This window comes from Sinorhizobium saheli (assembly GCF_001651875.1).
In the GTDB taxonomy this organism is placed as follows: domain Bacteria; phylum Pseudomonadota; class Alphaproteobacteria; order Rhizobiales; family Rhizobiaceae; genus Sinorhizobium; species Sinorhizobium saheli.
This window is the reverse complement of sequence record NZ_LNQB01000053.1, coordinates 36103-53131: the sequence shown is the minus strand read 5'-3', so window position 1 is coordinate 53131 and position 17029 is coordinate 36103. Positions and strand designations below refer to the sequence as shown.

General features: G+C 65.8%; 16 protein-coding genes. 7 read left to right on the top strand and 9 right to left on the bottom strand.

Annotated features, from left to right (window positions below; genetic code table 11):
- Positions 1 to 267: 267 nt before the first annotated feature.
- Complete coding sequence (locus ATB98_RS03705; protein ID WP_066869196.1) at positions 268 to 1080, bottom strand: class I SAM-dependent methyltransferase; 813 nt, start codon at positions 1078 to 1080, stop codon at positions 268 to 270.
- Between the two features lie 205 nt (positions 1081 to 1285).
- Between ATB98_RS03705 and ATB98_RS03700 the strand changes: the two genes are divergently transcribed.
- Positions 1286 to 1606, top strand: coding sequence for a LysR substrate-binding domain-containing protein (locus ATB98_RS03700; RefSeq protein ID WP_066869192.1), 321 nt, complete (start codon positions 1286 to 1288; stop codon positions 1604 to 1606).
- Positions 1607 to 1883: 277 nt separating this feature from the next.
- On the top strand, positions 1884 to 2747 hold the full coding sequence (locus tag ATB98_RS03695; RefSeq protein ID WP_066869189.1) for an alpha/beta fold hydrolase: 864 nt from the start codon (positions 1884 to 1886) through the stop codon (positions 2745 to 2747).
- Between the two features lie 34 nt (positions 2748 to 2781).
- Here the strand turns inward: ATB98_RS03695 and otnC are convergent, their stop codons facing one another.
- Together otnC and ATB98_RS03685 are read right to left on the bottom strand one after the other, a co-directional pair.
- Positions 2782 to 3459 carry a 3-oxo-tetronate 4-phosphate decarboxylase gene (gene otnC, locus ATB98_RS03690; protein ID WP_066869186.1) on the bottom strand — a complete coding sequence of 226 codons (678 nt, stop codon included), beginning with the start codon at positions 3457 to 3459 and terminating at the stop codon, positions 2782 to 2784.
- An 18-nt stretch (positions 3460 to 3477) separates the two neighbouring features.
- On the bottom strand, positions 3478 to 4482 hold the full coding sequence (locus ATB98_RS03685) for a LacI family DNA-binding transcriptional regulator (protein ID WP_153436043.1): 1005 nt from the start codon (positions 4480 to 4482) through the stop codon (positions 3478 to 3480).
- Between the two features lie 217 nt (positions 4483 to 4699).
- Here ATB98_RS03685 and ATB98_RS03680 point away from each other — a divergent pair, with 217 nt between their 5' ends.
- The 4 genes from ATB98_RS03680 to otnK all read left to right on the top strand — a co-directional run bounded on the left by ATB98_RS03680 (position 4700) and on the right by otnK (position 9088).
- On the top strand, positions 4700 to 6016 hold the full coding sequence (locus ATB98_RS03680) for an MFS transporter (protein WP_066869180.1): 1317 nt from the start codon (positions 4700 to 4702) through the stop codon (positions 6014 to 6016).
- A 72-nt stretch (positions 6017 to 6088) separates the two neighbouring features.
- Complete coding sequence (gene ltnD, locus ATB98_RS03675) at positions 6089 to 7018, top strand: L-threonate dehydrogenase (protein ID WP_066869177.1); 930 nt, start codon at positions 6089 to 6091, stop codon at positions 7016 to 7018.
- A 12-nt stretch (positions 7019 to 7030) separates the two neighbouring features.
- On the top strand, positions 7031 to 7807 hold the full coding sequence (gene otnI / locus ATB98_RS03670) for a 2-oxo-tetronate isomerase (RefSeq protein ID WP_066869174.1): 777 nt from the start codon (positions 7031 to 7033) through the stop codon (positions 7805 to 7807).
- A 3-nt stretch (positions 7808 to 7810) separates the two neighbouring features.
- Positions 7811 to 9088, top strand: coding sequence for a 3-oxo-tetronate kinase (otnK, locus tag ATB98_RS03665; RefSeq protein WP_066869171.1), 1278 nt, complete (start codon positions 7811 to 7813; stop codon positions 9086 to 9088).
- 177 nt (positions 9089 to 9265) lie between these two features.
- On the opposite strand, the gene ATB98_RS03660 is transcribed toward otnK, so the two are convergent.
- From ATB98_RS03660 to gcl, 6 genes are all read right to left on the bottom strand, one after another.
- Complete coding sequence (locus ATB98_RS03660) at positions 9266 to 10189, bottom strand: DUF930 domain-containing protein (protein ID WP_066869168.1); 924 nt, start codon at positions 10187 to 10189, stop codon at positions 9266 to 9268.
- Between the two features lie 164 nt (positions 10190 to 10353).
- Positions 10354 to 10845: an ureidoglycolate lyase gene (locus ATB98_RS03655; RefSeq protein WP_066869165.1), complete on the bottom strand. Its 492-nt coding sequence runs from the start codon at positions 10843 to 10845 to the stop codon at positions 10354 to 10356.
- 134 nt (positions 10846 to 10979) lie between these two features.
- The gene (locus ATB98_RS03650; protein ID WP_066869163.1) at positions 10980 to 12248 is read right to left on the bottom strand and encodes a glycerate kinase type-2 family protein; all 1269 of its coding nucleotides are present in this window, start codon (positions 12246 to 12248) and stop codon (positions 10980 to 10982) included.
- A gap of 119 nt (positions 12249 to 12367) precedes the next feature.
- Positions 12368 to 13252 (bottom strand): 2-hydroxy-3-oxopropionate reductase, encoded by an 885-nt coding sequence (locus ATB98_RS03645; protein WP_066869160.1) that lies wholly within the window; start codon positions 13250 to 13252, stop codon positions 12368 to 12370.
- A 5-nt stretch (positions 13253 to 13257) separates the two neighbouring features.
- Positions 13258 to 14073, bottom strand: a complete 816-nt coding sequence (hyi, locus tag ATB98_RS03640; protein WP_066869157.1) for a hydroxypyruvate isomerase — start codon at positions 14071 to 14073, stop codon at positions 13258 to 13260.
- 83 nt (positions 14074 to 14156) lie between these two features.
- Positions 14157 to 15941, bottom strand: coding sequence for a glyoxylate carboligase (gene gcl, locus ATB98_RS03635; RefSeq protein WP_066869153.1), 1785 nt, complete (start codon positions 15939 to 15941; stop codon positions 14157 to 14159).
- Positions 15942 to 16207: 266 nt separating this feature from the next.
- Between gcl and ATB98_RS03630 the strand changes: the two genes are divergently transcribed.
- Positions 16208 to 17029 carry an IclR family transcriptional regulator gene (locus ATB98_RS03630; protein ID WP_066869150.1) on the top strand — a complete coding sequence of 274 codons (822 nt, stop codon included), beginning with the start codon at positions 16208 to 16210 and terminating at the stop codon, positions 17027 to 17029.

Sequence of the window (17029 nt, the reverse complement as noted above, 5' to 3'; positions counted from 1 at the left end):
GCAAATCAGTCCCTCTGTTGCAGCCGTAGGGAATCACGGCAAAAACCCAAAAGCCAGAGGGCTTTTTCAGCAGCCTGCTAAGGCACTTATGCAATTTCAGCGGATCTCGTCCATGCAACACCACCGCCAGCTTGCGGGCCAGCGCGACACGCGCCTTCGGGACCGCGGCTCTGTGTGAAGAAACCCGCCGCCACCTGCCTTGCCCGGAATGGCGCCACTCGGAACGCCATCCGGGATGGCTCATGTTAATCGGTTGAGGAAAGCGCGTTATCCCCTGGCTGTCGCCAGATTGGTGCTGAGCTCGAAAGCAAGTCCCGATCCGTCGCTGTATTGTTGCAGCGCGGGCGCACTCTCGCTCACGATCTCCTCCACGATGCGCTTGCGTTCCTCATCGGCCATGGCTTTGCCGGCAGCACTCATCCCGACCAGCGCCATCGTATTCAATCGCAAGAATGGCGCGCCGTCCGTGAAACGGATGGTGCGGGATATCTTCCTTGAGTGGACCCCGTCGAACCCGGCCCCGCGAAGCAGCGCCTCAAGTACGGCCGCATCTCCGAAGCTGTACCGCTGATCGATGATGGCGCCTAGATGGCGCTCCGCCACGCGGCGCAAATCCCGAAAGAACGGTATTTCATTGTCAGAGCGCCACGTCGCCACCGCCAACCTGCCACCCTTTGCCAGGGCCCCCCGCATCTGCGCTGCCGCCGCGGTCTTGTCAGGAAAGAACTGCATTCCTTGCTGGCAGACGACCACGTCGAACTGCTCCGCGTCGCGAAGAGGCAGAGCGCTGGCATTGCCAGTGCGCCAGTCGATACGCGGTGCCACGGCGCGCGCAACGGCGAGCATATCGGAACTGATGTCGATGCCGACGATGTTGTATCCCGCGTCGCCGAGGCGCTCCTCTGCGACGCGTGCGACTATTCCTGTACCACAAGCTATATCGAGGACACGATCGCCTGAAGACAGTCCCAGGTCCTCGAGAGTCATTTCGGCCCACGGCCGAAAGAGAGGGCGAACGAGCCACCGCTCGTACATCTCCGGGAAAGCTGCCTGGTTCATTGCGTAGCTGGGAAGGGTCATCACTATCCTCCGCGAAGTTGCCGCCCGGTCATTATTTGGACACATGGCGAACGTCCGTTTCATCAGCGGGCCGGTCATTCTGGCACCGAAGCTCGTATGGCGACAAACCCATTTCTCCGCTTTCCCACCAAATCCGAGAGCATGCCGATTTCGGCGAGGCCGAGCGCGATACTGCGGGCGATGTCGGCGCCTTGGCGTTCCTTCCTTGCAGGATCACCTCGACGCGCAAGCGGCGCGCATCGGTCTGCGGCTCAGGCCGCGCATCCGGCTGCGCGGCTTCGACGACATCTGCCGGATGGCGAGCGCCGGTGCCGGAGTCGGCATCGTGCCCGAGACGGCTGCACGCCGCTGCCGGAAATCGATGCAGATCTCCGTCAAACGATTGGCGGAGGATTGGGCGGTGCGTCGCTTATCGCTCTGCACCCGCAGCGATACGGAACTGACGCCGCTCGCGCAGAGCCTGCTCGAGCATCTTGAAGGCGAAGGTGAGGGGCCGGTGTTCACACTGACCAAGTACAAAGGATGACCGCCGGCGGGAAGCGAACGTCTGTGGCACCGCCGATGATCTCGTTATGTGCTTCGAAGATTGCAAACTCACGCTCGTCCGGCGGCGGCATCGATTGGAGCTTCGGCCGCAAGCGCGGGCTCGGCCCTCCCGACAGGCACCGATCCGTGGAAAGCGGAAACTTTGGCTCCAAATAATCCGAAGCGATCCTTGATGTGCTTTGCCGCGTCGCATGTGGCGCTCAGGGAGTGCGGTTTGCAGAACATCCATGATTATCCCAGCAGAGGAAAGGGCGATCATGACTCTCAATTCAGAGACCATTACTATTCGCGGGAGGAAAATCGCCGCGAGGACGGGCGGCGATCCGGCGAAGCCGGCGATCCTCCTACTCCATGGCTTTCCAAGCTCATCGAGGATGTTCCGGCACGTCATGAACGAGCTTTCATCCGTCTCTTATGCCATCGCGCCGGATCTTCCTGGTTTCGGTGCGTCCGATGTGCTGGACAAGCCGACCTTCGCGGGCTTCGCCGATACAATGGAGGATCTGTTGGATCAGCTCGGCATCGAGTCCTTTTACCTCTATCTCCACGATTACGGCGCTGCGGTCGGCCTCCACCTCGCCACCCGGGTCCCTGAGCGAATCCGCGGCCTGATCATTCAGAACGCAAATGCCCATCGATCCGGAATGGACGCGCAATGGGCGGATACCGAGCGGTTCTGGCGGGAGCCGAACCCCGAGCGCGAGCGCGCGGCCACGGCGCACCTGACTTTCGAAGGAACGCGCGACCAATATATCGGCGGCATTCCTGGCGACATTGCCGAACAGATGGAGGAGGCCTGCTGGCAGGAGGACTGGCAGATCATGTCGCGGCCAGGACGGATTGAATACCAGCGCGCCCTTGTCTTCGACTACGGGCAGCATGTCGCGAGATTTGATGAGATCGCCCGCTATCTGGAGGAGCGTCAGCCACCGGCGCTGATGATTTGGGGCCGCCACGACATTTTCTTCGCCCTCGACGAGACGCTCAGCTGGATGAAGGCGCTGCCCCGCATGGAGGCCCACATCCTGGACGGCGCACACTTCTTACTCGAGACCCACGGCGACCAGGCGGCGATGTTGATGAAAGAATTCATCCGCCAGACTGAGGATTCTCGCCCCTAGCTAAGGGCAGATGCAAGGGGCGGACGCTGGCCCCTCAGCCGTGATCATGCCCCTCATGACGGGCAAGCGACGGCAATTCCAGGCCGAAGGTTTTGACGAGATCGGCGACCTGCTCGGGGCTCAGATAGCGCGGGTTGAGGTTGCGCAGGAGCAGATAGAGCTTCGCCGTCTCCTCCAGTTCCTCCGTGGCGAAGACGGCCGCTTCGAGACTGTCGCCCGCCACCACCGGCCCGTGATTGGCCAGCAGCACGGAGGAATATTTGCCCGCGAGCCCGCGGATCGCATCGGCGACCGCCGGATCGCCGGGGCGATAGTAGGGCACGAGCGCGGTCTCGCCGGCGCGCATCAGGTAGTAGGGCGTCATCGGCGGCAGGGCGGCGCGAGGATCGATCTCGGGCAGCATGGTCAGCGCCACCGCATGGGTCGAATGGAGGTGAACGATCGCCTTCGCGCTGCCGCGGGTTTCGTAAAGGGCGGAATGAAGCGGAATCTCCTTGGTCGGCTTGTCGCCGGAAACGAGCCGGCCACCGGCGTCGAGCCGCGCGATACGGGCGGGATCGAGGAAGCCGAGCGAGGCATTGGTGGGCGTCACCAGCCAGCCGCCGTCGTCGAGGCGGAGCGAGATGTTTCCCGACGAGCCCGGCGTCAGGCCCCGCTCGAACAGCGATCGGCCATAACGGCAGATTTCCTCGCGCAGACGTGTCTCCGACATTTTCGAGATCCTTTCGGTTCAGGCGGTCGCGCCTTCGATGAGTTCGAAGCCCAGGTCGACGGCCTGCGGCGGTGCGTCTGCGACGACCAGTTCCGCAGCCACCTGGCCCGTGGCGACGCGCGGCGTGCGGATGGTCGAGAGGGGCTGCGGCGTGACCCGGCCGATGTCGAGGCCGTTGTGGCCGAAAAGGGCCAGCGCCGAGGGGACCGGGATGCCGCGCGCCAGGCAGTGGAAATAGCCGCCGAGCGCCATGTCGTCGTTGGAAAAATAAACCGCATCGAGGTCGGGATAGCGGGCGAGCAGCCGCTCCAGGCCCAGCCGTCCGCCTTCCACCGATGACGGGCCGGCGTGGATTTCCCGCCCGGCGAGCGCCGCGCCGGCGGCGCCGAGCGCTTCGCAGAAGCCGTCATGGCGCTTGGCCGCGCGGGTGTCGCGATCGAGATCGTGGCCGACATAGCCGATCCGCCGATAGCCGCGCCTCAACAGGAACTCGGCACTGGCGCGGCCCGCCGCGCGGTTGGAGAAGCCCACCGCCAGGTCGAGCGCCGTTCCGTCGAGGTCAAGCAGCTCGGCGACCCGGCAGCCGCTCGCCCGCAGCATCTTGAGCGTACCTTGGGTGTGCTCGAAACCGGCGAGCATCACCGCGGTCGGCCGCCAGGCGAGCATGGCGGCGACAAGCGCTTCCTCGCGCTCCGGATCGTAATCGGTCACGGAAAAGACCGCCTGATGCTGGTTTGCTTCCAAGACCGCACTTGCGCCGCGCAGCACGTCCGGGAAGACGATGTTGGAGAGCGACGGGATGACGAAGGCGACGAGCCGCGATCCGGCCGATGCGAGCGTTCCGGCAATCCGGTTCGGCACGTAGCCGAGCCTTTCCACCGCCTCCATCACCCGGTCCCGCGTCTTCCTGGAAAAGGAGCCGTGATTGCGCAGCACCCGCGACACGGTGCTTTCGCCGACGCCCGCGGCCTGCGCGACCTCGGCAAGCGTCACCGCCGGCTGATGCCTGTAATCCAAAGTCATCTCCGAGCCTGTTCCTGTCGCCCGCGCTCCTCAGTCCAGCGTGCGGCGCGTTCGTATTTTCAATTGAATACCCGGTTTTTTTGGCAGCGCTACCATTTTTTGTTGGCAGCGCTGCCAAAATGGTTTACCGATAATTGGCAGCGCTGCCACTTTCCGCGGCAGCTCCGCGCCGGACAATCACAGGGACATTCCGGCAAGCCAAAAGGAGGAGGAAATCATGACGCTGCAAACGCAGGCGCCGGCCGCTGGCGCTTACTTCGAGAAGGCGGTGGAGGAACGCGCCTACGGCAAGGTCTTCTGGAGGATCGTCCCGTTCCTCATGCTCTGCTACGTGGTCGCCTATCTCGACCGCGTCAATGTCGGCTTTGCCAAGCTGCAGATGTCGAGCGAGCTTGGCCTGTCGGAGGCGGCCTACGGTATCGGCGCCGGCATCTTCTTCATCGGCTATTTCCTCTTCGAGGTGCCGAGCAACGTCATCCTGAACCGGGTCGGCGCCCGCGTCTGGATCGCCCGCATCATGATCACATGGGGGCTCATCTCCGCCGCCTTCATGTTCACCTCCTCGGAAACGGCCTTCTATTTCCTTCGCTTCCTCTTGGGGATCGCCGAGGCCGGCTTCTTTCCCGGCATCATCCTCTACCTGACGTCCTGGTATCCGGCGCATCGCCGCGCCAAGATCGTCGCCACCTTCATGTCCGCGATCCCGATCTCGGCGATCTTCGGCAACCCGCTTTCGGGCCTGATCATCGACGGCTTCGACGGCACGCACGGCCTTTCCGGCTGGCAATGGATGTTCCTGATCGAGGCCGTTCCCGCGGTCCTGCTTGGCATCGTCACCTTCTTCTATCTCGACGACAGGATCGGCGACGCGAAGTGGCTGACGGATGAGGAGAAGAATGTGCTGACGGCCAATATCAATGCCGACAACCGCGCCAAGGCATCGAGCCCGCACGGTATCGTAGCGACGATGACGGATCCGCGCGTCTGGCTGATGTGCCTCATCTATTTCTGCTTCGTGCTCGGACAGTACGGCCTCAATTTCTGGATGCCGACGATGGTCAAGGCATCGGGCGTCGTCGGGAACCTGCAGATCGGGCTGATTTCGGCGATCCCCTATATCTGCACCTTCATCGCGATGTTGGCGCTCGGGCGGTCCTCCGACCGGCTGCGCGAACGGCGCTGGCACCTCGTCATCCCCGCGCTGATCGCCGCCGGCGGCTTCGTCGCCGCGACGATGGCGGGAAGCACGACCGTCGCCATCATCTGCCTTTCGCTTGCCGCCGCCGGCGCGATCAGCTGCGCACCGCTCTTCTGGTCGCTTCCGACCGCCTTTCTCGCCGGCACCGGCGCTGCCGCCGGCATCGCCTGGATCAACTCGGTCGGCAATCTCGCCGGCTTCCTCGGGCCGTTCATGGTCGGCTACCTGAAGGACCTCACCGGCAGCAACAGCGCCGGCATGTATTTCCTCGCCGCGGTTCTGGTGATCGGCGCAGTCGCGGTGCTGACGGTTCCCGCGAAGAGCGTCAACCGCTAAAACCAATGAGACGACGCCCTCCGGGCCGTTCCGGAGGGCCAAACGACTCTCGATAGACTGGAGAACATCATCATGTCACTGGCTGTTGAAAATCCCGGACGCGGTGCCGCCGCCGTCATCGGCCTCGGCTCCATGGGGTTCGGCATGGCACAGTCGCTGAGGCGTGCCGGCCTCGATGTCGTCGGATACGACGTTGCCGCCGCAGCCGTCGAGCGTTTCGTCGCGGAAGGCGGTCGCGGGGCGCGCACGCCGAAGGAGGCAGCCGGCGATGCCGACATCGTCGTTTCGGTCGTCGTCAACGCCGCCCAGACCGAGGCCGTCCTCTTCGGCCCCGACGGCATCGCCGAGGCGATGAAGCCCGGCGCCGTCTTCGTCTCCTCGGCGACGATGGACCCCGCCATCGCCCGCAACCTGTCGCAACGGCTCGAGGCCCTCGGCCGCCACTACCTCGACGCACCGATCTCCGGCGGCGCCGCAAGGGCTGCGAAGGGTGAGCTGACGATCATGGCCTCGGGCTCCGCCGAGGCCTTCGCCGCCGCCCGCCCCGCCCTTGATGCCATGGCCGCCAAGGTCTACGAATTGGGCGACGCCGCCGGGACCGGCGCGGCCTTCAAGATGATCAACCAGCTTCTTGCCGGCGTGCACATCGCCGCCGCCTGCGAGGCGATCAGCTTCGCGGCCAAGCAGGGCCTCGACCTTCAGAAGGTCTACGAGGTGATCACGGCCTCGGCCGGCAATTCCTGGATGTTCGAGAACCGGATCCCGCATGTGCTTGCCGGCGACTACACGCCGCTCAGCGCGATCGAGATCTTCGTCAAGGACCTCGGCATCGTGCAGGACATGGCGCGCGCCGAGCGCTATCCGGTGCCGCTGGTCGCGGCGGCGCTGCAGATGTATCTCGCCGCCTCTGGCGCCGGCATGGGCCGCGACGACGATTCCTCCCTGGCGCGGCTCTATGCCCAGCTCTCGGGCGCCGCGTTGCCCGGCATCGACAAGGCCTGAAGGACGACAAGCATGCCCGTTTTCGCCGCCAACCTGACGATGATGTTCAACGAGTGGTCGTTCCTCGACCGCTTCGATGCCGCCGCCGAAGCCGGGTTCACGGCCGTCGAATATCTCTTCCCCTACGAGGCGCCGCCGGAGGCGATCGCCGAAAGGCTCGCGCGCAACGGCCTGCAGCAGGCGCTCTTCAACCTGCCGCCGGGCGACTGGGCGGCGGGCGAGCGGGGCATCGCCGCCCTTCCCGGCCGCTTCGAGGACGTGAAATCCGACGTCGAACGGGCACTCGACTATGCGGCAGCGACCGGGGTCCAGCGGCTGCACCTGATGGCGGGCCTCGCCGATCCTTCCGACGAACGCGCGACCGCCTGCTATCGGCGCTCGGTCGCCCATGCCGCCGGGCGGCTTGCCGAGAAGGGGATCGATCTGCTGATCGAGCCGATCAACGGCCGCAACATGCCCGGCTATTTCCTCAACGATTTCGGGATCGCCGAGCGGCTGATCGACGAGCTCGCACTTGCGAACCTGAAGCTGCAGTTCGACATCTATCATCGGCAGATCCTCCATGGCGACGTTGCGATGGCGCTTCGCCAGCTCCTGCCGGTCACCGGCCATATCCAGATCGCCAGCGTCCCTTCGCGGCACGAGCCGGACGGGGAGGAGCTGAACTATCCCTATCTCTTCGAGGAGATCGACCGGCTCGGTTACGCCGGCTTCGTCGGCTGCGAATACACCCCGCGCGGCGGCACGCTCGATGGCCTCGCCTGGTTCAAACCTTTTGCACGGAGCTGACCGATGACTATCCTGCTCGGATCGATCGCCGATGACTATACCGGCGCCTCCGACCTCGCCAACACGCTGACGAAGAACGGCCTCAGCACCGTGCAGACGGTCGGCATACCCGACCCGTCACTTGCCTTGCCGGACGTCGACGCGGTGGTCGTTTCGCTGAAGATCCGCTCCGTCGAGGCCAAGGAGGCGGTCGCCGAAGCCGGCAAGGCCGAACGCTGGCTGCGCCAGCGCGGCGCCGCCCATGTGCTCTACAAGATCTGCTCGACCTTCGATTCCACCGATCAAGGCAATATCGGTCCGGTGACGGAGGCGCTCGCCGAAGCCGCGGGGGCCGGCAGCGTGCTCGTCACCCCCGCCTTTCCGGAGACCGGCCGCACCGTCTATCTCGGCCACCTCTTCGTCAACGGCCAGCCTCTCGACGAGAGCCCGCTGAAGGACCATCCGCTGAACCCGATGCACGACGCCAATCTGGTGCGCGTGATGGCGCGACAATCGCTGGGCGCGGTCGGCCTCGTCGAGCTGGCGACGGTGGCGGCCGGACCGCAGGCGGTGAAGGCGCGGCTCGAGGCGCTTCGGGCCGAGGGCGTCGGTGCGGCGATCGCCGATGCGGTCTTCGAACGCGACCTCGAGACGCTCGGCGAAGTCGCGCTCGAAACGCCCGTCTCCACCGGCGCCTCCGGGCTCGGGCTCGGGCTTGCACGCGCGATTGTCGGCTCCGGCCGCGCATCGGCGCGCGGCGGGACGGGCGACGCTATCCGCCCGGTCGGAGGCCTTGCGGCGATCGTCGCCGGCAGCTGCTCGGCCGCGACGCTGAGGCAGCTTGAGATCGCCGAACGCTCGATGCCCGTGCTGCGGCTCGACACCGAAAGGCTTCTCGCCGGATCCGACGAGCTTGCCGCCGCGATCGCCTGGGCCAGCGAGCGGATCGCCTCGGGCCCCGTCGCCATCGCCGCCAGCGCCTCACCGGACGTCGTTTCGCGGCTGCAGGCGCGCTACGGCCGCGAGGCCTCCGGCCATGCCATCGAGACGGCGACGGCGACGATCGCCGGCGAACTGGTGGCGCGCGGCGTCAAGCGCCTCGTCGTCGCCGGCGGCGAGACCTCCGGCGCCACCGTCGACAGGCTGGCGATCCCCGCCTTCCTGATCGGCCCCGAAATCGCCCCCGGCGTGCCGGTGCTGCGCACCGTCGGCAATGCCCAGGGCGACATGCTGCTCGCGCTCAAGTCCGGCAATTTCGGCGGCGAGGACTTCTTCAACGCCGCGCTCGCGATGATGCACTGAGGACACGGCGCACGTCGAAGAATGCCCCTCACCCTAACCCTCCCTAAGCCTGCGTCGCTTGCGGGAAGAGGGAACTTCTTGCGCCGGAGCGGGCCGCAAGTCCCTTCTCCCCGTCAGAACGGGGAGAAGGTGCCGGCAGGCGGATGAGCGCGAACGCCGGGGGAAAAGCCCCGCCCTTCAATCTCTCGGAAACTGCCGCGCGCCCCACTCGCTCTTCGGAATGGCCGCCCCGATGGCGAAGCGGAAGGAGACGACCGACATTTCCTCCGCATCGATCTCGCACCTGAAGTCGATGGCGTACCATTGCCCGCGGCTGCGGAACGCCCCGCCTTTGGCGCTCACCCCCGTTTCCGAAACGAAGCCGCCGGAGGGGCCGAAGGGAACGAGAATGTCCGGGAAGGCGTCGGGCCTTGCGTGGCGCACCTGTTCCAGCGCCTCGAAATTGCAGATTTGCTTGATGCGCTCCTTCGGCGGCAGCTGCCCGATCGCCTGCTTTGCGCGCGGGTGGGACAGGGCGTTTTTCGAATAGAGCTCCGCCGCTTCAACGAGCCTGCTTGCCTCCCGCTCCGATGCCGCTTCCGCGACCTTGGCCGTCTCCACCGGCTTTGCCTGGTCCGGTATCGGCCTTTCCATCGGAACCGGCGCAGGCTGCAAGGCCGGTGCGACATCCTCGCCGCCGTTCACCGCGTCCTCGGCCTCGACGCGCAATTCTGCAACCGCCGTCCTGGTTTCCGCCGGCTCGCTGGCAGGGCTCTCCGTCTTTGCCGTTGGGGCCTGCGATGCCTCATGCGTCTTGCGGGGGCTGTCGGCCCTGTTCAGCGCCGCCGGCGGCAACGCCGGCTTCGCCGGCTCTTTCTTTTCGACCTCAGCCGCGGCCGACTCGAAAGCCTGAGGCTGCGGCCGCGCCTGCCCGCTCTTCGCCGGCTTCGGTTCTTCCTTTGGCTTTTCCGCGCCCTTCGGCGGCGGCGGGACGAGCTCGACATTGATGCTCGGCTCCTGCGCCGGCGCCGAGAGTTCCGGCAGCCGAACGAGCAGGAGAAAGGCGAGAGCCAGATGCAGGGCGACCGAGGTCGGCATGCCCCAACCGGTCTCCCCCCACATTTTCCTCGCCAATGTGTGCATCGCTCGAAAAGATCACGGACTCGAAAGCCGGAACCTAGAGCATTTTGCAGTCAGGTGGAAACACCTGACGTCGCACGAATGCGGCAGGAACAAGCAGATAGAGCGGGGGCGCGAGCGCACCCGCCTGCTGCAATGCAAATGGATCAGGCGTATTCGACCCGATAGGGCTTGTCGAAGAAATGCTCCTCGAGATTGCAGCCGCTGCCGCCCCGGTCGATGACGACGAAGTCGGAAACGGCATGGAGCGGCGTCAATATCCCGTGCCAGACGTTCCGGCCGATGTTGACGCCCTGGCCGGGCGCCGTCTCGAAGGCGACCGGCTCTCCCGGTTCGCCGCCCTCGTCCGGCGCGACGACGACGAGAAAGGAATTGTCCGTGAGCGGTATGAAGGCCTGGCTCCCGAGCGGGTGGCGTTCGACCATCGTGAGGGCCAGCGGGATGTCATAGGGCTCGCCGCGCAAGAGGCTCACCAGCGTTCGCGCCTCCGGCCCGCTCGTCTCCACCTTCGCGAGGTCATGATAGCGCACGCACTTGCCGGCGTTGATGGGAAAGCTCCTCGCCTCGTCGAGCTCGATGACGTCGCCGAAGGGCGCGAACGCGTCGCGTGAAAGCGGCCGGATCGGTAGGGACTTCATGGTGTTTCCTTCCCTGTTGGAGCATTTTGCAGTCAGGCGGACTCACCTGACGTCGCGCAAATGCGGCAAAAACAAACAGATAGAGCGGTGGCGCGAACGCATGTGAGTGCAGTCCGCACTAGCGGCGGGTTCGATCATTGGATCAGGATCGCGCGGAAATCGTTGACGTTGGTGCCGGTGGGGCCCGGCTTGAAAAGGTCGCCGAGCGCGTCGAAGGCTGCCCAGCTGTCGTTGCGCTCGAGGAGCGCGGCGGCGTCGAGCCGCCGGGCGACGAGGCGGGCGATCGTCCTGTGGTCGGCAAAGGCGCCGGCATTGTCTTGCGAGCCGTCGATGCCGTCCGTGTCGGCGGCGAGCGCCGAGATGCCGCCGACACCGTCGATGCCGAGCGCCAGCGACAGGAGGAACTCGCCGTTGCGGCCGCCGCGGCCTTCGCCGCGGACCGTCACGGTGGTTTCGCCGCCGGAAAGCACGACGACCGGTTTCGCGAAGGGGCGGTTCCTTTGGGCAACCTCTCGTGCGATCGCCGCATGGACGAGCCCCACGTCGCGCGCCTCTCCCTCGATCGCATCGGAGAGAATGACCGCTTCGATGCCGGCATGCCGGGCCATTGCTGCAGCAGCCTCGAGCGAGACCCCGGCCGAAGCGATCAGCCTCACGTCGTTCCGGGCAAGACGCGGATCGGACGGCCTCGGCGCGTCCGCCGCATCGCTCGCCAGCCATCGCATGACCTTTTGCGGCAGCGCCAGACGGTAGCGTTCGACGATCTTCAAGGCGTCCTCGCGGCTCGATGCGTCGGCGATCGTGGGGCCGGACGCAACCAGCGCCGGCTCGTCGCCGGGAATGTCGGAAACGACCAGCGAGACCACCCGTGCCGGATGGGCGGCAGCGGCAAGACGCCCGCCCTTGATCAAGGAAACATGCTTGCGCACGGCGTTCATCGCCCGGATCGGCGCGCCGGAGGCGAGCAGCGCGCGATTGACGGCGATCTCGTCCTCGAGCGAGAGGCCCGGCGGCGGCGCTGGAAGGAGCGCCGAACCGCCGCCGCAGATCAGCGCCACGACGAGATCGTCCTCGCTGAGCCCGCTCACCTCGTCGACGAGCCGCCGCGACGCCCGAAGCCCGCTTTCATCCGGCAAGGGATGCGAAGCCTCGCGCACCGAGATGCGCTCGCAGGGAACGCCGAAGCCGTAGCGCGTGACGACGGCGCCGGTAAGCGGCCCCTCCCACAGCCTCTCCAGCGCCCGCGCCATCTGCGCCGCGCCCTTGCCGGCGCCGACGACGACCGTGCGGCCCTTCGGCGGCTCGGGCAGGTTGGCGGCAATGACGCGCGCCGGATCGGCGGCGGCGACCGCCGCGGCGAACAAGCCTTCGAGGAACCGACGCGGTTCGGCGATGACGACCATTTCTCCTCCCTTTCAAAAAAAGCCCGGGCGGCCGCTCCTCCTCCGCCGCCCGGATGCGTGGTCGCGCACGGCGGCTGGGGACGGCCGCCGGCGGATCCATGCGCTTGCGTCTCCGGGGCTCACGCCACCTTGTGGTTCGCCATGCGTTCGAGCGCCCTGACGAGCCCGGAATGGTCGAGGCCCTCGTCGCCATGGGCGGCGCAGCTGTTGAAGAGCTCTTGCGTCGCCGCGGTGTTCGGCAGCGAGACGCCGAGACTTTTCGCCCCCTGCAGCGCGAGGTTCAGATCCTTCTGATGCAGCGAGATGCGGAAGCCGGGCTCGAAGCTGCGCTTGATCATGCGCTCGCCGTGGACTTCGAGGATGCGCGAGGAGGCAAAGCCGCCCATCAGCGCCTCGCGCACCCGCGCCGGGTCCGCCCCCGCCTTCGAGGCGAAGACCAGCGCCTCGGCGACGGCCTCGATGGTCAGCGCCACGATGATCTGGTTGGCGACCTTCGTCACCTGGCCGTCGCCGCAATCGCCGACGAGCGTGATGTTCTTGCCCATCAGCTTGAAGAGCGGCAGGGCGCGCTCGAAGGATGCCGGCGAGCCGCCCGCCATGATGCTGAGCGTGGCGTTCCTGGCGCCGACCTCGCCGCCGGAGACCGGCGCATCGATATAGTCGGCGCCCGTTTCGCGGATTCTCCTGGCGAAGTCCTTCGTTGCGATCGGCGAGATGGAGCTCATGTCGATGACGAGCTTGCCCTTGCCGAGGCCGCCATGGACGCCGTTCTCGCCGAAGAGCACGTCCTGCACCTCCGGCGTATCCGGCAGCATTAGGATGATCGTGTCGACCACTTCCGCGAGCACCTTGGGCGACTCGACGATTTCGAGCCCGTTGTTGATGAGTTCCTGGCGCGGCCGCACGCTGAACTTCGAGGTCATGACCGTGTGGCCGGCATCCTGCAGATGGCGCGCCATCGGCGTGCCCATGATGCCCAGTCCGATGAAACCGATAGATGCCATTATGCTTAGCTCCTGATTTGGATGATGTCTGCGGATTGGCGGCGGCTGCGCTCGCTGCCGAGCCAGCCAAGCCCCTCCGCGGTTGTCGTCAGCGGCTTGTATTCGCAACCGATCCAGCCGTCGTAGCCGGCCGCATCCAGCGCGTCGAAGACGAAGGGGTAATTGATCTCGCCGGTCCCAGGCTCGTTGCGGCCGGGATTGTCGGCGAGCTGGACATGCGCGATCTTCTCGCGATGGCGCCGGTAGGTGCCGATCAGTTCTCCCTCGGTGCGCTGCTGGTGATAGAGGTCGTACTGGATGAAGAGATTGTCGCTGCCGACCTCCTCGATGATCGAGGCTGCCTGACCGACGGTGTCGAGATAGAAGCCGGGAATGTCGAAGCGGTTGATCGGCTCGATCAGGAGGCGGATGCCGCACTTGCCGAGCTCGGTTGCCGCGAGCTTCAGATTGGCGACGAGCGTCGTGCGCAAGACGCTGTCGGGCACACCATCCGGCGCGATGCCTGCGAGGCAATTGACCTGGTTGCAGCCGAGCGCGGTCGCATAGTCGATGGCGCTCGCGACCCCCTTGCGGAATTCGTCGATGCGGTCCGGCAGGATGGCGATGCCGCGCTCGCCGCGGGCCCAGTCGCCGGCCGGCAGGTTGTGCAGCACCTGTGTAAGGCCATGGCGCTCAAGCGCGTTCCGGAGCGCCCCCTTCTCGAACTCGTAAGGGAAGAGGTATTCCACCCCTTCGAAACCGGCCTTGGCGGCGAAAGCGAATCGGTCGAGGAACGGCACCTCGTTGAACAGCATGGTCAGGTTCGCAGCAAATCTCGGCATACGATCACTCCTGTTAGAGTTGGGGCGGGATGCGGGCGGAAAACCGCACACATTTCGTCGATCCCGCCCTTGTGGCTCCTTCTTCAATCGAGAAGGGCGGCGATCGCCGTCGGCGCATCCTCGCCGCGTTCGGCAAGCTCCTCGAACTCGACGACGGCGTTGATGTCCGCCCCCATGGCGATGTTGGTGACCCGCTCGAGGATGAACTCGATGACGACCGGCACCTGGTGCTCGTCCATCAGCGCCTTTGCGCGTTCGAAGGCATCGGCGAATTCGTTCGGGCTCCGGACCCGGATCGCCTTGCAGCCGAGGCCTTCGGCTACCGCGACATGGTCGACGCCGTAGCCCTTCTCCGCGTCGCCGCCGGCATTGATGTTGTCGAAGGCGAGGCTGACCTCGAAATCCATGTCGAAGCCGCGCTGCGCCTGGCGGATCAGGCCGAGATAGGAATTGTTCACGACCACATGCAGGTAGGGCAGCTTGTGCTGGGCGCCGACCGCAAGCTCCTCGATCAGGAACTGGAAATCGTAGTCTCCGGAAAGTGCGACGATCGGCCGGCTCGGATCGGCGGCGCGCACCCCGAGGGCTGCCGGCAGCGTCCAGCCGAGCGGCCCGGCCTGGCCGCAATTGATCCAGTTGCGCGGGCGATAGACATGCAGGAACTGCGCGCCGGCGATCTGGCTCAAGCCGATGGTCGAGACGTAGCAGGTGTCGCGGTCGAAGGCTTTGTTCATCTCCTCATAGACGCGCTGGGGTTTCAGCGGCGTCTGGTCGAAATGGGTCTTGCGCAGCATGGTGCGCTTGCGCTCGCGGCATTCCTCGGCCCAGGCCGACCAGTCGCGCAGCCTGCCGGCCGCCTTCCACTCGGTCGCGACGTCGAGGAAGAGCTTGAGCGCCGCGCCTGCGTCGGAGACGATGCCGAAATCCGGCGCGAAGACGCGGCCGATCTGCGTCGGTTCGATATCGACATGGATGAACTTGCGGCCTTCCGTATAGGTCGCGACGTTGCCCGTGTGCCGGTTGGCCCAGCGGTTGCCGATGCCGAAGACGAAGTCGGAGGCGAGCAGCGTCGCATTGCCGTAGCGATGCGATGTCTGCAGGCCGCACATGCCGGCCATCAGCGGATGGTCGTCGGGAATGGCGCCCCAGCCCATCAAGGTCGGAACGACGGGGACGCCGGTGATCTCGGCGAATTCGGTGAGCAGATCGCAAGCATCCGCATTGATGATGCCGCCGCCAGCGACGATCAGCGGCCGCTCCGCCGCATTCAGCATGGCGATCGCCTTCTCCGCCTGCGCGCGCGTCGCCGCGGGCTTGTAGGGCGCCAGCGGCGCATAGGTCTCCGGGTCGAACTCGATTTCGGCGAGCTGGACGTCGACGGGCAGGTCGATCAGCACCGGACCCGGCCGGCCGGAGCGCATCAGGTGGAACGCCTTCTGGAAGACGAAGGGGACCAGCGCCGGCTCCATGACGGTGACCGCCCATTTGGTAACGGGTGCGGCGATCGCGGCGATGTCGACGGCCTGGAAATCCTCCTTGTCGAGGCGCGCCCGCGGCGCCTGGCCGGTGATGCAGAGGATCGGGATCGAGTCCGCAGAGGCGGAGTAGAGGCCGGTGATCATGTCGGTGCCCGCCGGCCCCGATGTGCCGATGCAGACGCCGATGTTGCCGTGCCTGGCGCGGGTGTAACCCTCGGCCATGTGCGAGGCGCCTTCGACATGGCGGGCAAGGATGTGGCGGATCGATCCGCGGGCCTTCAGCGCCGAATAGAGCGGATTGATTGCGGCACCCGGAACGCCGAAGGCGCAATCGATGCCTTCCTTCTCCAGAACATGAACCGCTGCGTCGACAGCACGCATCTTGGGCATGGGAATTCCTCCTGTTTCATTGGAAGGCTAATCCATTTTCCAGGGACCGCAACAAATTTGTGGAAATGATTTCCATTCAGTGGAAATAAAGATTTTCAACAAACAGGAGAAAATCGAACGCAATCGCCCTACTGCATGTCTCCCTGAATCGACCCGGTTTCAGGAGACATGCAGCGAACGAAAGTGCTACAGCGACCCTTGCGTGTTCGATGAGGCACGCGGCGCCGTAGAGATCGACGGCGGCAAACTTGATTTGGAGGCAGGGCATGGACGCGACGGGCAAGGGAAAGCGCGGGCGAAAGGCCGGAGAGAACGCCGCGCCCGCTTCCGTGCAGGTGCTCGACCGAAGCCTGACGCTGTTCAGCCTGGTTGCCGACCGCGACGGCTCGACGCTCACCGACCTTGCGGATCAGACGGGTCTGGCGCCCTCGACGATCCACCGCCTGCTGACCTCGCTCGCCAGCCACGGCATGGTCGCGCATGATCCCGACACCGGCGAATGGACGATCGGCGTCAGGGCCTTCGAGATCGGCAATGCTTTCCTGCGCTTCCGCAAGCTCGGCACGATCAGCCGCCCCTTCCTGAAGCGCCTGATGGACGAAAGCGGCGAGACGGCCAATATCGGCATCGAGGATGAAGGCGACGTGGTCTTCATCTCGCAGATCGAAAGCCACGCACCGATGCGCGCCTTCTTCCGCCCCGGGCGTCGCGGGCCGATCCACGCCTCCGGCATCGGCAAGGCGATCCTCTCCACCTGGTCCGACACGGAGGTCGCGAGGAGCCTGAGCGGCAGAACGCTGACTCGCTTCACCCACCGGACGCTCGACACGCTGCCGGCGCTCATCAGGAATGTCCAGGAGATCCGCCATCGGGGCTGGTCGGTCGACGACGAGGAACACACGCTCGGCATGCGCTGCATCGCCGCGCCCCTTTTCAACGAATATGGCGAGGCGATCGGCGGCATCTCCATCTCCGGCCCGACGGTCCGGATCGACGACGAGAAACTCGCGATACTCGGCCCCGTCGTGCGCCGGAGCGCGGACGAGCTGACACGCGCGATCGGCGGCCACAGGCCCGGGGAAGGGTGA

What these genes read in the sequence shown, in the direction of transcription:
- ATB98_RS03705 (WP_066869196.1), bottom strand. Translation starts at nt 1,080, where the DNA reads ATGACCCTTCCCAGCTACGCAATGAACCAGGCAGCTTTCCCGGAGATG.
- ATB98_RS03695 (WP_066869189.1), top strand. Translation starts at nt 1,884, where the DNA reads ATGACTCTCAATTCAGAGACCATTACTATTCGCGGGAGGAAAATCGCC.
- otnC (WP_066869186.1), bottom strand. Translation starts at nt 3,459, where the DNA reads ATGTCGGAGACACGTCTGCGCGAGGAAATCTGCCGTTATGGCCGATCG.
- ATB98_RS03685 (WP_153436043.1), bottom strand. Translation starts at nt 4,482, where the DNA reads ATGACTTTGGATTACAGGCATCAGCCGGCGGTGACGCTTGCCGAGGTC.
- ATB98_RS03680 (WP_066869180.1), top strand. Translation starts at nt 4,700, where the DNA reads ATGACGCTGCAAACGCAGGCGCCGGCCGCTGGCGCTTACTTCGAGAAG.
- ltnD (WP_066869177.1), top strand. Translation starts at nt 6,089, where the DNA reads ATGTCACTGGCTGTTGAAAATCCCGGACGCGGTGCCGCCGCCGTCATC.
- otnI (WP_066869174.1), top strand. Translation starts at nt 7,031, where the DNA reads ATGCCCGTTTTCGCCGCCAACCTGACGATGATGTTCAACGAGTGGTCG.
- otnK (WP_066869171.1), top strand. Translation starts at nt 7,811, where the DNA reads ATGACTATCCTGCTCGGATCGATCGCCGATGACTATACCGGCGCCTCC.
- ATB98_RS03660 (WP_066869168.1), bottom strand. Translation starts at nt 10,189, where the DNA reads ATGTGGGGGGAGACCGGTTGGGGCATGCCGACCTCGGTCGCCCTGCAT.
- ATB98_RS03655 (WP_066869165.1), bottom strand. Translation starts at nt 10,845, where the DNA reads ATGAAGTCCCTACCGATCCGGCCGCTTTCACGCGACGCGTTCGCGCCC.
- ATB98_RS03650 (WP_066869163.1), bottom strand. Translation starts at nt 12,248, where the DNA reads ATGGTCGTCATCGCCGAACCGCGTCGGTTCCTCGAAGGCTTGTTCGCC.
- ATB98_RS03645 (WP_066869160.1), bottom strand. Translation starts at nt 13,252, where the DNA reads ATGGCATCTATCGGTTTCATCGGACTGGGCATCATGGGCACGCCGATG.
- hyi (WP_066869157.1), bottom strand. Translation starts at nt 14,073, where the DNA reads ATGCCGAGATTTGCTGCGAACCTGACCATGCTGTTCAACGAGGTGCCG.
- gcl (WP_066869153.1), bottom strand. Translation starts at nt 15,941, where the DNA reads ATGCCCAAGATGCGTGCTGTCGACGCAGCGGTTCATGTTCTGGAGAAG.
- ATB98_RS03630 (WP_066869150.1), top strand. Translation starts at nt 16,208, where the DNA reads ATGGACGCGACGGGCAAGGGAAAGCGCGGGCGAAAGGCCGGAGAGAAC.